The sequence below is a fragment of the Acidipila sp. EB88 genome, from assembly GCF_003858395.1.
Lineage (GTDB): Bacteria > Acidobacteriota > Terriglobia > Terriglobales > Acidobacteriaceae > EB88.
The window spans coordinates 2,067,365-2,082,866 of the sequence record NZ_QWEV01000005.1 but is presented as its reverse complement, the minus strand read 5'-3'; the positions used below and the strand labels follow the sequence as shown (position 1 = coordinate 2,082,866).

11 protein-coding genes are annotated in these 15,502 nt (G+C 60.0%); 5 read left to right on the top strand and 6 right to left on the bottom strand.

The window, feature by feature from the left end:
• Nucleotides 1–50: 50 nt before the first annotated feature.
• On the bottom strand, nucleotides 51–1,130 hold the full coding sequence (locus tag D1Y84_RS09265) for a LacI family DNA-binding transcriptional regulator (protein WP_233581305.1): 1,080 nt from the start codon (nucleotides 1,128–1,130) through the stop codon (nucleotides 51–53).
• 996 nt (nucleotides 1,131–2,126) lie between these two features.
• On the opposite strand from D1Y84_RS09265, the gene D1Y84_RS09260 reads away from it, so the two are divergent.
• From D1Y84_RS09260 to D1Y84_RS09245, 4 genes are all read left to right on the top strand, one after another.
• Entirely contained in the window at nucleotides 2,127–5,684 is a 3,558-nt protein-coding gene (locus D1Y84_RS09260; protein ID WP_124848256.1) for a carboxypeptidase-like regulatory domain-containing protein, read from the top strand.
• Between the two features lie 26 nt (nucleotides 5,685–5,710).
• Complete coding sequence (locus D1Y84_RS09255) at nucleotides 5,711–6,421, top strand: gluconate 2-dehydrogenase subunit 3 family protein (protein WP_124848255.1); 711 nt, start codon at nucleotides 5,711–5,713, stop codon at nucleotides 6,419–6,421.
• Between the two features lie 50 nt (nucleotides 6,422–6,471).
• The gene (locus tag D1Y84_RS09250) at nucleotides 6,472–8,055 is read left to right on the top strand and encodes a GMC oxidoreductase (protein WP_124848254.1); all 1,584 of its coding nucleotides are present in this window, start codon (nucleotides 6,472–6,474) and stop codon (nucleotides 8,053–8,055) included.
• A gap of 648 nt (nucleotides 8,056–8,703) precedes the next feature.
• Complete coding sequence (locus D1Y84_RS09245; protein ID WP_124848253.1) at nucleotides 8,704–9,585, top strand: hypothetical protein; 882 nt, start codon at nucleotides 8,704–8,706, stop codon at nucleotides 9,583–9,585.
• 137 nt (nucleotides 9,586–9,722) lie between these two features.
• Here the strand turns inward: D1Y84_RS09245 and D1Y84_RS18440 are convergent, their stop codons facing one another.
• From D1Y84_RS18440 to D1Y84_RS09225, 5 genes are all read right to left on the bottom strand, one after another.
• The gene (locus tag D1Y84_RS18440) at nucleotides 9,723–9,956 is read right to left on the bottom strand and encodes a helix-turn-helix domain-containing protein (protein ID WP_233581304.1); all 234 of its coding nucleotides are present in this window, start codon (nucleotides 9,954–9,956) and stop codon (nucleotides 9,723–9,725) included.
• Nucleotides 9,917–10,135, bottom strand: coding sequence for a hypothetical protein (locus tag D1Y84_RS18905; RefSeq protein WP_370245808.1), 219 nt, complete (start codon nucleotides 10,133–10,135; stop codon nucleotides 9,917–9,919). Before D1Y84_RS18905 ends, D1Y84_RS18440 begins: the two co-directional genes overlap by 40 nt.
• A 793-nt stretch (nucleotides 10,136–10,928) precedes the next feature.
• On the bottom strand, nucleotides 10,929–11,723 hold the full coding sequence (locus D1Y84_RS09235; protein WP_124848252.1) for a hypothetical protein: 795 nt from the start codon (nucleotides 11,721–11,723) through the stop codon (nucleotides 10,929–10,931).
• 218 nt (nucleotides 11,724–11,941) lie between these two features.
• Nucleotides 11,942–12,160, bottom strand: coding sequence for a MarR family transcriptional regulator (locus tag D1Y84_RS09230; RefSeq protein WP_124848251.1), 219 nt, complete (start codon nucleotides 12,158–12,160; stop codon nucleotides 11,942–11,944).
• Between the two features lie 156 nt (nucleotides 12,161–12,316).
• A complete protein-coding gene (locus tag D1Y84_RS09225; protein WP_124848250.1) occupies nucleotides 12,317–13,846 on the bottom strand; it encodes a helix-turn-helix domain-containing protein in 1,530 nt (509 codons plus the stop codon).
• Nucleotides 13,847–14,889: 1,043 nt separating this feature from the next.
• On the opposite strand from D1Y84_RS09225, the gene D1Y84_RS09220 reads away from it, so the two are divergent.
• Complete coding sequence (locus tag D1Y84_RS09220) at nucleotides 14,890–15,456, top strand: recombinase family protein (protein WP_124848249.1); 567 nt, start codon at nucleotides 14,890–14,892, stop codon at nucleotides 15,454–15,456.
• Nucleotides 15,457–15,502: the final 46 nt, after the last annotated feature.

Genomic DNA, 15,502 nt, shown 5'->3' with positions numbered 1-15,502 from the left:
TCCGTTAACGTCCACGATGCTCGGCGATCCTTCCAGCCTTGTCAAGTGATTCACGACTCGAAGTCATCGTGCATCGTGGGTTCATCCCGGGAGAGCGGGAGATTGCTGCGCATGATGATGTGGGGTGCAAGGCGGGTGGGCGCCGGCGGGGTTTCGGCACGCAGCAGAAAGGCCGCCACTGCCTCGAAGGCTGCCTTGCCCTGCATGAACGGCCGTTGATCCAGCGTCGCCAGCACGTCGCCACTCCTGAGGAACGGAACCAGCTCTCCGTACAGGTCCGTAGTCACGATCTGTATCTTGCCGAGCAGTCCGGCTTCGCGAAGCGCCTCAAGAACCGGAAGGCTGTTCGCCGTGCTGACATAGAGTCCTCCTGGACGAGGTCGCTTTCGCATCAGCCTGAGCGTGGCCTGGTACGCCTCGCGGGGTTGATCATGTGTCTGCACCGCCGGCAGCAGCTTCAGGCTGGGGTGAAGCGCCGCGCAGGTGGCCTCGAAGCCACGCTGCTTGAGCAGGTGATCCTCTGTCTGCAGGTCGCCGGTAAGCACCGCGACCGAGCCGGGGCCTGGAAGCGTGCACCCCAACAGCTCTGCCGCAAGACCTCCGCTCATCCTGGCGTCGATGGCTACCGATGCGATGCGCGGGCTGTCCGGGGCGTCCGTTGCCACGCAGACCACCGCAGTGTTCTGCTGCGCCAGGCGCTTCAGGGCGGCCGCGATCTTTTTGGGATTGCCCGGGGAAAGGATCACTGCGTCATAGTGAGCGGCAGCGTCGCCCTTCATGACCGCCAGGTCGGAGCTGCCGAGACGCGGATAGTCATGGAACGTGAGCTTGACCTGGATGCCGTGCACTGCTGCTGCGGCCGCGCGGATGCCTTCGCGCAGCGGCTCGAAAAAGGAGCGGATGTGCTGTGGCAGATAGATGCCGACCTGTAAATGCCGGTTCAACTTCAATTGCCGTGCGGCCAGGTTCGGCCGGTACTCCATGGCAGCGGCAGCTTCCAGGATGCGGGCTTTTGTCGCCGCATTGATGCCTGCCCGCCCATGCAGAGCTCGGTCCACCGTACCGATGGAGAGGCTAAGGGCAAACGCAATCTCTTTGATACCGGGCGGCTTGCTGATTCCTCTGCTCACGGGCTTCGATTGTAGATCAGCGACCGCTTGCCAGGCTCCAGCCTTCGTGTGTGCCCTCGACAGCCTTGCCGGCGGCGCCGCATGCGCCGTGACGCGGATCGGCGCCGCGTCACGGTGAGTGATCACACGCAACACAGCGTATTGGTTCTCGCTCAAGTACCTGTTCCGGGCTGACACGACTTGTCAAACATGGTCGAGGGAATTGCTCGACTTAGAAAGAAGCACGAGAGGCGAGCCCAGGTACAGCGAACAGGCTCTCTGATCGCTCATCTTCTTGGAGTCATTGCAACTCGTAGTTCTCGACCAATCAGTTCTTCGTCACAACGATTTGTTGAACGCTGTTTCGCTCCGGTTCGAGCCAACAGCTACCATCCCCGAAGGGTGTTCCATGATGACCAGGAGCTAACGGGCTGGGCTCACCGGTTACTTGCAGAAGCTGCGAAGTTCCGCTACCTGTCTGACGGAACGCGCACACCATAGTCGCTCAGGGTTAAGGGTGGAAGCAAATGCTCGAGAAGGCCTCCACTCTGGTGGCAGGGCTGGCGTTGGCGAACTAAGCAGCGTACGCCTGGCTGCTCCATACGCGACCGCGTCCATAGCACCGCCGGTCCATGCTGACCTCCCCGAATCCTGGCAGCGGCAGTTGCTGCAAGCCTGCGCCTTGCGCCATTCTGCTCGAGGACGCATCCCGTCTCCCCTCCCGGAACACCGCCTGCCAGAACATGCGGCAGGTGACGCGCTGCTGCTCCAAAGCCGTCGCACTTCTGTGCTTTGCATTGAGCCTCCTTATGCGTCTCGCGATGCTTGCCCTTGGACGAGAGCAGGTGCGTTTTCGCCAGGCGAACCGCTTGATACAGCGACTGCACTTGTCCTTGACAGCGGCAAGAAGGGGTGCGTAGATTCGTTTGCCGAGCCGGATCGCCCCCTGAAATCCAGGCTCCAAGACGCAGAAACCTTGCTGGCTTGACGATTGAATGTTCAGGGCGGGGGTTCACTTTGAAACCATCCACGCTGTTCGCTCTTTCCGTCATCCCGTTCTCTTCGCTTGCACCTCGTCATCGCATGCACCTGCTGCTGGTGAGCCTCCTGCTCAGCCTGGTCTTGATGCCTGGCGCAGCCGCGCGCGCGCAGGCGACGAACGGCACCATCAACGGCACACTTACCGACCAGTCGGGTGGCGTCGTTGCAAATGCTCCCGTCACCGTCACCAACCTGGGCACCACGGACACGCGGGTGGTGCAGACCAATGCATCCGGATTTTATGAAGAGCCGAACCTGGCGCCCGGCAACTACCGTATCTCCGTGCAGCGCACAGGCTATAAGCAACTCACCCGCGAGCCGGTGGTGTTGCAGGTTGACTCGACCCTCGAGGTAAACCTGACGCTCGAGGTCGGCAGCGACGCCGAGAAGGTTGTGGTCACAGGCAGCACGCCGCTGATCCAGGCCGAATCGGTTTCACTCGGCGCCGTGATCGATCAAAGGGAGACCAATGAAATTCCGCTCAACGGCCGCAACCCCATGGCGCTGGTGGCGCTTGCGCCCTCGGTTGTGCCGCAGGGGCAGTCCGAGCAGAACCCCAACGGTGCCAACCCGTTCGGCTGGGGCAATTACCAGATTGGCGGCGGCTTCGCCAACCAGAGCGTCACCTATCTTGACGGCGCACCGGTCAACACCGAGTACATCAACCTGACATCGCTGATCCCCACGCAGGACTCGCTCCAGGAGTTCAAGGTGGAAACCAACAACCTCACGCCGGACTACGGGCGGCTCGCCGGCGGCGCGGTGCAGTTCCGCACCAAGTCCGGCACAAACCAGCTGCACGGCAGCGTGTGGGAGTACATCCGCAACAAGGTGCTCGATGCCAACACCTATTACGGCAACAATGCAGGTTTGCCCAAGCCTGCGTTCACGCAGAACCAGTACGGCTTCAACGTGGGAGGCCCTGTACTGATTCCGCATCTCTATGATGGCCGCGGCAAGACCTTCTTCTTCGTCAACTGGGAAGGCTTCGGCCTGCGGCAGGGTGTCACCTACACCACCATCGTGCCTACCGCTGCCGAGCGTACGGGTGACCTGTCCGACCTGAACACCGCGATCTTTGATCCGCTCTCGACCTGCGGCGTCGCCGGCGGCCCCGCCTGCACGCCCGCGCAAAGCCAGTACGACCGAACCGCTTTTGCCAATGGAGTGATTCCGGCCAGCCGGCTCAATGCCACATCGCTCGCATATCTCAATACGTTCTTTCCGCAGCCCAACATCGCGGGTGCAGCGCCCGGCAACACAAACTACACCACCACCGGCAGCAGCGGCGGCAACAACTACGAGACCGTCGTGCATATCGACGAGAACCTTTCGGAGAAGCAGCACATCAGCGCGCGCTACAGCTACTGGGAAAACAACAACCTGCCCACCGTGGCCTTCAATGGCATCTGCGAAGACCGTTGCGGTGAGTTGTTCAACACCAACAGCTTTGTGCTCGCCGATGACTACGCGTTCAGCAGCAAAACTATCCTGGATCTCCGCGTCAGTTACCTGCGCTTCGTGTACACGCGGGCGGCATTCCTAAGCACGTTCAATGTCACCAGCATCGGCCAGCCCGCTGCGCTGCAGTCGCAGATCCAGTTCCCGGGGCCGCCGACCATGTCGATCAGCGGCTTCGACCCGCAGAACATCTTCAACAGCCAGGGCGCCGACAGCACGATCAACAATCACACCGATGACGACCGCGTTTCCGGCAGCCTCACGCACTTCATCGGTAACCACACGCTGCGCGTCGGGGGCGAGTTTCTGCGCGCGACCTTTAACTACGCGCAGACAAACAACTCTGCCGGTGGATACACGTTCAACAACTCGTTCACCGCGTCCAATCCTCTTACCGGTACCGGCGGTCTCGGCCTCGCTTCGTTTCTGCTCGGCTACGCGTCGGGAGGCAGCGCCACCAGCGTGATCCCGATTGCCGCCCAGCAGCTTTACCCCGCGGTCTTTGTGAATGACGACTGGAAGGCAAGCTCGAAACTCACGGTGCACGTAGGCGTGCGCTGGGAAGATACACAGCCCTTCACCGAGCGGCATGATCGCCAGAGCTACTTCGATCCCACCGCGCCCAACAGTGTTCTGCAGGCAGCCGGCTTGCCCGCCCTTCCCGGCGAGGTAGGCCTTGTCGCCTCCAGCACACGCAGCTCTCGCTTCCCCTTTGACAATCCGCTGCTGCAGTTTTCACCCCGCGTGGGGCTCGCGTTTGAGGCGGCCCCGCACACCGTGTTCAGCGCAGGCTACGGCATCTTCTGGCTGCCCAACGACGTTGCCTATCTGCCTTACTCCGACCCGGTGATCGCTTCCACCACGAACATGGTGACCTCCATCAATGGCGGCCTCACGCCGGCCAACACCATTGATAATCCGTTCCCTCAAGGGCTGGTGGCCCCCGTTGGCAGAAGCGCAAACTTTCAGCAGACCCTGCTGGGCGAGGGCCTCACCGAGGCCTTCAATAAGAACCCCTTTGCGTACACGCAGCAGTTCAACGCAGGGGTGCAGCAGCAGATAGGAAACAGCTTTGTGCTCGATATCGCGTGGGGCGGCGCCAAGGGCACGCACCTGCCCTTCAGCGGACTCAACATGGATACGCTGCCCGACCAGGATCTTGCCCTGGGCAGCGCGCTCGTGAACCAGGTGGCTAATCCCTTCTATGGCATCATCAATCCCGTGTACGGGCTGGGCGCACCCACCATCCCGGCAGGCCAGTTGCTGTTGCCGTTCCCGCAGTACGGCGGCGTGTCCAGCGGCGCTGCCGACCTTGCATCCTCCACCTACAACTCGCTGCAGCTGCAGGCGCAGCAACACTTCGGCAATGGCGCGTCCATCAACGCTGCCTACACCTGGTCCAAGCTGCTCAGCGATACTGACACCATCACCACGTGGCTCGAGTCTTCCGTGCCCGGCGTGCAGGACCCCCGCAATCTCAAGGCAGAGAAGTCGCTCTCCGCCAACGACGCCGCGCAGCGCTTTGTGCTGAGCTACGTGTACGACCTGCCTTTCGGCCACGGGCGCAGGTTTCTTGCCGCAGCGCCTCGAGCAGTCGACTATACCCTCGGCGGCTGGGGCTTTGGCGGTGTCACCACACTGATGTCCGGTTTTCCCCTGGGGCTTGGAACCAACCAGAACCTGACCAACTCGTTCGGTGGCGGGTCGCGACCGAACTACGTGCCCGGCTGCGCAAAATTGACCACCGGCCCTGCGACGGCGCGTCTGAACAACTGGTTCAACACGGCCTGCTTTACGCAACCTGCTGCCTTTACCTTCGGCGATGAGCCGAGGCTTGACCCGCAACTGCGCGGGCCCGGCATCGCGGACTGGGACGCGTCTGCTTATAAGAACTTTCCGATCACCAAAGATGGCAGGGCCACCGTGCAGTTCCGGGCAGAAGCCTTTAACCTGTTCAACCGCGTGCAGTTTGGCTACCCGGGCCTGACGCAGGGAACGTCCAACTTCGGGGTGATCAGCAGCCAGTTGAACAATCCTCGCCTGTTTCAGTTTTCTCTCCGGGTCAACTACTAACCGTTCTGTCCAAGCGAGGCGCGCGCGTGCAACGACGAGAGTTTGTGAAAGCCATGATGGCTGCATCCCTTTCTTCAAAGGTGGTGCTGGCGCAGCAGCAAACCGGCGGCCAGGTTGCGCCGGCAACGCCCCCGCAGACAGGGCTTGCGCCCACGCCTGCACCGCCAGCGCCCGGGCCTGTGCCGTGGATGAGCGGCCTGGACAATCTGAAGCCGCCTGCACTCGGAGAAATCACGGCTGACATGGTTGCCGTCACCGAGACGCGCTTCTTTACCGGGCTGCAGATGGCCACCCTGCGGCACCTCTGCGACCTGTTGGTGCCGCCCTGGGGCAAGTACCCGGGAGCCCTCGAGGCCGGTGCGCCGGAGTTTCTCGACTTCCTCATCGGCGCATCGCCTCTCGACAGGCAGCAGCTGTTTCAGGGTGGGCTGGACCGGCTCGACCGAGAGTCCAACGAGCATTTTCACAAAGCATTTGCCGCGCTTGCACCGGCAGAGGCTGACACCCTGATCCGCCCATGGCTGCGCACGTGGATGACCGACCATCCACCTACCGAACCCTACGCACGTTTTATCAATCTTGCGCATGCTGATATTCGCACGGCCACCATCAACTCGCAGGCGTGGGCGCAGGCGGCAGACGCGCAGTCCAGGGGCGAGGCCCTGTACTGGTTTCCTGTTGACCCGGACCTGCGCAGAAAACTCACTTCGGCGCCAGGCCTTGCTCCCAATGCCTGACACGCCCAACGCTCTTAACTCTGCTGACAAGACTGGTGAAGAAGCAGCCTATGCCCGATAGCAAACCCGACAGCAAAGTAGACGTGTTGATCATAGGTTCCGGCCATTCCGGTGGCATGGCCGCCAAGGTGCTGTGCGAACAAGGGATCTCCTGCCTGATGCTGAACGCAGGACCGATCGTGGACGTCCAAAAGGACACCGAAACGCGGCCTGCCTATTCGCTTCCGTACCGCGGCTTCAAGGAGCCGGGCCGGTTGCCGCACGTGTTCCAGTCCAACGAGTTCAACGCCAACACGTGGGTAGACGAGCAGGAGGTGCCGTACACGTACGCTGCCGACCAGCCCTATAACTGGGTGCGGGTGCGTCTCTTCGGCGGCCGCTCGTTGTTCTGGTCGCGCCAGTCGTTTCGCCTTAGCGATTACGAGTTCAAGGCAAAATCGCATGACGGCTTCGGAGAGGACTGGCCGATCTCGCTCGCCGATCTCGCGCCGTACTACGCGCGGGTCGAAGAGATCTTCCGCGTGCAGGGGAAAACCGAAGGGCTGCCGCAGTATCCCGATGGCAACTTCGTTCCCGACGATGGCGCATGGTGCGGCGCGATGGAGCGCCTGAGCGCCGCCGGGCGTAAAGCGTCGATCCCGGTATGCCGGCAGCGGCGTTCGCTGGGCCGCGACGGCCTGGCAAGCTCGGTAAACCTCCTGCTGCCGGACGCGGTTCGAACAGGAAAGCTGCAGGCGATTCCGAACGTCGTGGTGCGCCAACTTACGACCGACCGCAACACCGGGCTCGTAAACGAAGTGCACTTTGTGGATCGGCTATCGCGCCGCGAGATGTCGGTCAAGGCGCGGGTGGTGGTTCTGGCGGCGGGCACGCTGGAAAGTACGCGGCTGCTGTTGAACTCCGGCCTCGCGAACTCGAGTGGCGTGCTGGGCCACTACCTCGTGGACCAGGTGTATGGCGCTGGAATTGTCTGCTCTGTGCCGGAGGCGCGCAACGGGAAGTCCACCGATGCATTGATGGACGGAGGCGCACTGATTCCGCGCTTTCGCAACCTCGGCAAGCCCGCGAAGGACTTCCTCCGCGGCTATGCTCTCAACGTATACAGCAGCACGCATGCCATGGATCCGCGCAACTTCGCAACCTATGGTGCAGACTTACAGCAGAAGCTCGCAAGCTACCATGGCAGCGGGCTCTCCATGGGCATCATGGGCGAGGTGCTGCCGCGGTATGAGAACCATGTCTCTATCAACAAGGACGTCGTGGATGCGTGGGGTATCCCGGTACTGCACATTGCCGCGAGTTACACGGATAATGAGAAAAACCTTACCCGCGACGCCGTGGATACCAGTATCGAACTGGCGGAGTCGGCGGGCTTCGAGGTGCTCTCGAAAAACTACGAGCCGAATCCGCCGGGCTACAGCATCCATGAGCTTGGCACCTGTCGCATGGGAAACGATGCAAAAACCAGCGTGCTGAACCCATGGGGGCAAAGCCACGATATCCGCAATCTCGTGGTGGTCGATGGCAGCAGCTTCGTGAGTGGCGGCTGGCAGAACCCCACCATGACGATCACTGCGCTTGCCATGCGGGCCGCAGAACATCTTGCCGAGCAGATGCGACAGGGTGCGGTTTAGAGCGTCGCGCGGTCAGCAGGTCCAAACGAGGTTGAGCTGCAATAGGAACCTGGCAATGTATGGGAACGAGCGCCTGCTCCAGAGCACGGATTGGAAGCACCCCAGAGACGCTCTTTATGCCCTTGGCCACAGCGCCGATCGTTCTTTCCGGCAGGTACTAGCGACGCCTAGTCGTGGCTGAGCGCGTCGTCTGCACGCGGCCTTCGAGCGTGTAGAGGTACTTCATGCAGTCGAGTCGCAACGGCGCCACGCGGGATCGGCCGCCTTTGAGCAATCCGGGGAGTGCGGATTGTCGAGAGGAGGGCTTCAGGTCTTGATTTTGGAGTGGTGGCCATGAACTCTGCCCGCCGCCGCCCTTCCAGTACTCGCTGCGTCGGCTGGCCGTCTTTGTCCAGCTCCCAGTGTTGGGAAGGATACTCGTAGGGCGAGTTCAATATCGGGCGATCGAAAAATGGGTTGTTCAGGCTCAGTGCTGCTCTCCTGGTCCGCGCTTTTTCCGGACCGACCTTCAGGATGCGGTGATTACCACAGCATCAGCATACCGCCGAGTAGCTGACCCGAGGTAACGTTCCTCCGATTGGTCTCGTGGTGCTGACGGACATTCATCGGCAGACCGTCGCGTGCGTTCATTGAGAAGAGCGCGACACAGTGGTAGTTCTGCCGCAAAATAGCCAAATGGACTCACGTAGTGAATTCGCGAGCGAGTATGAAGTCGGTGTACGAGGTCTGCCCCGCACCCTGGACTTCCTCAAACAAACCAACTTTGGGGATCTGTTTGTCTTCACTACGCAGGTGATCAACGATCATCATGATCCTGGCTTCGCGGTGCTTTCGAGCGGGCTCTTCGATATGGCTACGAACCATGTAGAAGTGGCTGAGATAGCTGAAGAGATTGTCTCTCTCTGTAGCGGCGCCATGAGCGTTCTCATGCCGGAGCTGCGGAGCGATGCCCACGATCAAGACTGGCATGACATCTGGGCTACATCCTCACCCGAAGCAGGAAGGAGGCTGAGCTTCCATAAGCGTCCGCCGATTAGGGTCACAGATCTCTCGAACAATGGTCAAAGGTTCTATGCGGGAGATGTCGATCCACAATATCGCCTTCTACCCAGCATTACGGAGCGTAGATCGTTCAGCGTTTCTTCTGCATCCCCGGTCTCGTATCTTGCCGCCCTGGTCTACCGGGCTCTGACAGAGGAGGATGTTTATATCTTGCTGAAGCTTCTCGGATCGGAGTTGAACTGGGTCATGCTCAGCCGCATTGTGGAAATGCTCGAGTACATGGCTACGAAGGAAGACTTAAAAGCCATTCTTTCAGACAACCGCATAAAGAAGGTCAACGCATGTGCCAACAATTTCTCGGCCACTCAACTTCAATCCCGTCACATGAAACGGCGGGAGCAGGGTGATCGCAGTCGAGATGTTGCCGAGTGCAGCATAGATATCGCCACGAGCACTCGCTGGCTGTTGCAGGCAGCTAAGCTGCACCTCTTCCCAGCACCTGCTGCCGGCTCTCCGACGCTAGTCTGATAACCATTGGCATGGAGGATTGTGGGTTTGGCTTCACCGGAAGCGCGAGCTTGCTGCTTTCAGTGTTCAGGCCGGCTCGGCCCAATGCTGGCCAGGGATGGCTATATTGAGAGGGCAATCATCCATGCGATCAGATCTCAATACATCTCTCTGAGATCCGCATTCAGTGTGTCGCGATCCTGCTGGGACCAAAATGTGGGTTGCCAGGTCCAAGCACGGTTGCGATCGGCCATCCGAAGCAGCTTCTGAACGGTCGTCGGACTCTTGCCGACTTCGGCGGCGATTGATCGGACGCTCTTGCCATGCGCCTTGAGCTGGGTCAATTGGACGATCAAGGCATCATCTTCAGACACCTTCGGACGACCACCCACACGGCCTCCCAACCTCGCCCGCTCAGGCCACCTCTCGTTCGCTCACTCATGCGTACACGCTCCTGCTTCGCTACAGCCGCCAAGATGCCGATCATGGCATCCTTGAAGAGCCTGGTGCTGTCGAGATACTGCTCGGTATAGCTTGTGTACTCGACGCCGTAGCTGGTAACCCTCTGCAGGGTATTCAGTGTGGCTACGGTTCCTTACCGGCTCAGCCAATCCAGACCTCAAAAAAGCAGAACATCAAACTCGCGCCGGGATGCAGCTGCAAGCATGGCTTGGAACGACGGTTGCTTCGCGCTCTTCCCGGATCTCATCTTGATATGTACTGACGATCTCCCGGTCCTATGTGTCGGCGAACGAGCGAAGCCGGAGGAACTGGTTCTCCGCGTCCTGCCCTTTACCCTGGGTACTCACGCGGCCATAGATGGCAGCGCTCGGGCTGAGGAGTATCGATCGAGCCCGTAGGCCTCTCGCTTCGAGCGGCGGAGATGGACTGTCCCTGCTCTCTTGAACCCAACGAGGTACCAGATAGCCGCTGCGGCATGAAGAGCATGACCTGAGAGCTTCGCTGCGGTTCAAGCCACTCAGCGGGGATAGGCTCACGCACGAATCGTTTCATTTCCCGGAGGACGCGTTCGGGTGAAGGACTCGGATCGAGGAAGCTTGCTGGCCTGATCAGGATCGGGCTGTATGGAGGTCAGGAAATCAGACATGTACTCCTCACAATAGATTCTCAATAAGAATGGACAGGGGGAGCGTACGTGCAGCATGGACTTTGCACGTACGCAGCATCTCTATGCGGCGTCCTCGGATGGGCTGTCGCGAAGCAGTGCCATGATGCGGTCCCACATGGCCGCCCCTCGGATGTCTTCAAATCGATTCGGATGGCAGATTCGCTTCGCGTCCGCCCGCAGTTCGAAGCCCTTTGTTCAACATCTACGTCCAAGTACTGAGTGAGCACCCGAATGTCTAGGCAATCGCCAGGATCTCTGTCTCCCACATCTTCAGCAATAAGGCTGTCGGATCGGCACTCATCTTCAGCTGTCCTAGGCAAGTCGCGGTTCGAAAAATTTCGCGGATCACAGAAATATGATCGGTCGGCCTGGCGCACTCTGGAAGCGTAGACCAGGAGTTCAGCTCAATCGGGAGACTATGCTCCAGTGCAAGACGCCTCACAAGATAGAGCGGGCTTATGCTGACTGTGAGGTAGGCCCGGGGCGACTGCAGACGAGAACGCGGTGCCTCGATACACAAGGCTTGTTGGTAGGTGAGCGCGAAGTGCTCTTCGATCGCAGGAACCAGGTACCACGGCGCGGCAACCGGGCGACTCTTCCAGCCAGCCGCGTAGACGGCAGCGCACAGCTGGGTCCATTGCGTTTCTTGGCTGCGCGGCAGACGGGGCTGACTCTCCTCTCGCCCCTTCAGTTCAGCTTTTATTTGAGGGATGATCTCCGCCAGGGAATGGCGAACACAACCTGTCGGGTCGTTGACCTTGGTAAGTGCCACGGCAAAGTCGCGGCCCCTGGCGTCCATGCTCAGAGCCTGATCCAGGATGCGACAGGCCAACCATTCAGGCTCATTCCTCAGTTCTACCGGTTGCGCCGTAAGCCTGGTGGGGGTTCCGAGAAGCTTGCTGAGCCGGTGCGAGGCGAAGGCGGCCGCTTTGGGATAAATATCGACCGTGACATAGCCTTCCTTGTCGAGCGTAGGGCCGGCGCAAAGGGCAGGCGCGTTCGTTCCGATGAATTTCAGAACCTCGTTCATGCAGCACAGAGGCACGCGAAGGGTTGTTCCGGTCTTCGTGAAGTCTACTTCCCGGAGAACGGCGTCCCAGAAACTTGCCCAGTACACGGGTAACTCAACTGCCGCAGCTTTGCGGGGATGGACCCCGGGGTGTTCAGTCGGCCTTGGGGGCGCAATGTATGGAGCGGCGTAGCGCAACCCCAGGGAGGCAGGCGGCTGTTCAATTGCATTCGCGTGCATCAGCGCGCCTCCACAGAGACGTACTCGTAACCGAGGCTGGCAGTCCTGACAATCAGGCCGAGCTTTACCAGGGCACAGACCGCCTTGAGGATGACCATAGGGTTGGTGCCGAGCCGGTCGATCACTTGGCCGATGTATGTCGGGGTTCCCAAGTGGTCGAGGATTCGACGCTGGGTTCCGGTGAGACGAGCGGAGTGGTTGATTTCCAGGGGTGCCACGTTATTCCTCCAAGGTACGAATGGTTATTGTGAGCAGGAAAGGTACTTACATTTCCCACCCACAATGAGGAATGTCCTAGTTCGTTTGCTTTGCCGTAACTCTAGAAGGCATAGCGACGACTTGTGGTCGCTCCTTGGTTTCAGGCCAGCCTACCTTTACCACTCCTCCGGGTCTGGCTCATCGTCGTGGTACCCGACCATCACCGATATTGGCTCTGGTGGTGTGGAGTGCCCGGGTTCCATCACCTTGACGGTCATCGAGGACTTCATGGCCTTACGAAGGCGTTCCTTCTGTTCGGCGGCGAGACGATGGACTTCCTGACCAGCTTTGTCGGCCGCTCTATACGACGCAGCCTCCGAGCTGGTGTCAGGAGAAGCTCCGTAGGCAGCGTCGTAGACGGTGACCCATGTCTGGCTATACAAGCTGATCCAATGATCAGCCCAAGTATCAGGAGTGAATCCGCTCTGGGAACCGACATATGTGCGAGCGATGATGCGGTTGTACGCCTCGTCTCGCTGCTGGAGATACTCGTCTGAGTCGATCGCAGCCTTGGTCTCACTCGGCTCAGGTTTCGACTCCGGTGTCACCTGCTCGGCTCCGAGCGCCTCGGCGAACCATGCCTCTGCTCTCTGCTCACCCTCCTCAGTCAACTCCGGTTCCGGATTGCGGTCGAGGTAGTCAAGCATCCCGGGCAGCTTGGTCGATAGAAACGCAGCGCGGTCCATGGCCTTCGTCATAAGGAACTTGACGTCGGGCTGATCCGGATTTACCGGAATGAGAGCGAGGGCGCTCACTACCATTCCGTGGCTGTACTTGCTGACGGAGGACGGCAAGCATTGGAAGTCGACAGTGTGGCCGTCCGTGCTCAACAGCTTGCTGGCGTACTCGCACGGGTGAAGCGCCAGGAGCAGCTCGGGCGTTCCATCCTCTTTAACGTAAGGATGGGTCACCAGGTTCGGTGCCAGGTGGGCAAGATAATCGCGCACCGGGGCAACGAGACGAGACGGCATAGGCAGGTAAACCGGATCCATGTTCTCGGGATCGTGTACCTTGGCGATCTGCTGCTCCCACCATTCTTCGGTCAGGACAGGCGGCACCGAGCTGAACTGACCCTTGAACCTGACCTTGCTCGGGCGTAGTGAGGGTTGTGGGAGCCGCACCGGGACATGTGCCCCGACCTCAGCCTTCTCCTGTGGAGTCCACTCGGTGACACTGATCCCGATCTCGGTGCCGGATGATGGGGTCACTTTCTCGATCGGCTTGGGGACTTCGGCCGGAGGCTTGAGATGTCTGGCCGCTGGTGCCGCGTCACCATTCTGCTTCGAGCGCTTGGCACGGGATTTCTTGACCGCAACCGAGATCGTTCCGGTATCCTCGGCCTGCTCCCACTCAGGCGTCACGATGACCTCCTTCGGTTTTCGGGCATCCTTGAGGATCAGCTTTGCGAGGTTGCCTTTCTCCATGATGAGCTTGTAGTTAAGGTAGTAACGGTTCGTGCTGCGTTTTCGGTAGACACTGCGGAGCAGCTTCTTCTTTTCAAGCGCGGCCACAGCGAGCCTGACAGTGCTCTCGTTCAGACCAGCGAACTGGGCCACTGTGACATAGGAGGGGTAGCAGCTGTAGCCTTCGGACTTGTTGCAGCTGAACGCGAGTTCCAGCAGGACAAGGCGCTCGAGCCGGAGCACAAGTTCGCTCGCGAAATGGCCTCGTACAACCGAAAATAGTCCGGACCCTCTTTCTTGGTCGCGTCCCTGTGCTCGTGCTGGTTTGTGGTTGGTGCGGTGTGCTTCGCCACGGTGATCCCCCGATTCGAACTGATTGTTGATACTCAGTAATGAGGGCCATAGTCGGATTTCTCTGGAATCTCGCATGGTCTGTGCGTGAAGATCCACGTGTTGTGAACGTGAAAATCACTTGGCTTGAGCGCTGGAATCAGCAGCCGTCAACGGGGAAAGAGACCCCCCAGAACCCAAGTAAGTTAACCATGTACCTGAATGCGCTTCGCGCGGTCTTTACCCCATGCACTTGATCCTGTTCTCGCTTCGCTCGACAGCGGAAGACATGGCGAGACATGGGCAGGGCATGGGGTAGAAACCGGGCTAACGCCCATTCAAGTTCATGGACCGGGACATGGAGGTCAAGGTCCAAAACAAGGCCGAACCACATCTCTTCGGTCAACGGCTCAGTGATCGAGCCCTCCATCCGGCTGCCGCCGGACTCCAGTCTGTCTCACCCCTGCTAGCGAGAGAAGTGCAAGCCCTCTGTCCGGCTCACGCCTGACCTCGGTGCCCCGATACCAGGGCAACACGATATCCCCGGTCCCGTCACATGGCCGCAGCCCTGCGCCCGCTACCGCCGAACTTAGGCCTGCTCAATCAACCCGGTCCACAAAGCGAAAATAAACCAGCTGAGGGGTGGCCGCGGCGTCGGATTCCTTGGCTGAGAGTCCTATTCGCGACCTGGCCGCCGCAAGGCTTCGGCAATGCGGCACTCTCTTTCATTTTCGACTGCCTCCATCAACAATCACAGCCAGCACCGGCCGAGTTGCGGTGTTCCCCATAGAGGGCCTGGGCGGAGTGGAAGCGGTGTCTCGGACGAGCCTCACGTCGTGCGAAAACGTTCATTCTTGCAACAGTTCGGGCACGTGTCATTGGCGTCCGCTTCAAGCGTGCGCAATGTAGTTGCCAAAGCACGCGTCATGGCAATACCATTTCGCACGGAGATGAAGATGCTGATCGGCTACGCGCGTGTGAGTACCCATGACCAGGAGAATGCTGCCCAGGTTGCCGAGCTGAAGGCAGCCGGCTGTACGAGAATTTTCCAAGAGAAGAAGTCTGGCGGACGGTTCGACCGGCCTGAACTGAGCAAGCTATTGGAGCACCTACGCGAAGGTGACACGCTCATCGTCTCGAAACTCGACCGACTCTCTCGCAGCCTTCGCGACATGCTGATACTCATGGAGCGCGTCAATGAGGCGAAAGCAGGATTCCGCTCGCTGAACGAGAACATCGACACCACGACAGCGGCTGGCCGCATGCTTATGAACATGCTCGGCACTTTCGCGGAGTTCGAACGAGACATGCTACGCGAGCGCACTCGTACCGGTTTAGCGCACGCGCGGAAGCAGGGTCGAGTGGGTGGTCGCCCCGCGAAGCTTACCTCGAAGCAGGAGCAAGAGATCGTGCGACTCATTGGTTCAGGGGAGAAGCAAGCCGCTGAAGCCGCCCGCCTCTTCCAAGTGCACCCATCGACGGTAAGCCGACTGATGACTCGTGCACGATCAAACGCTGTGTGAGCTGGTGGCGCGGCGAGTACCAGGGCTGGTCCGGCTTGTCGAGGCA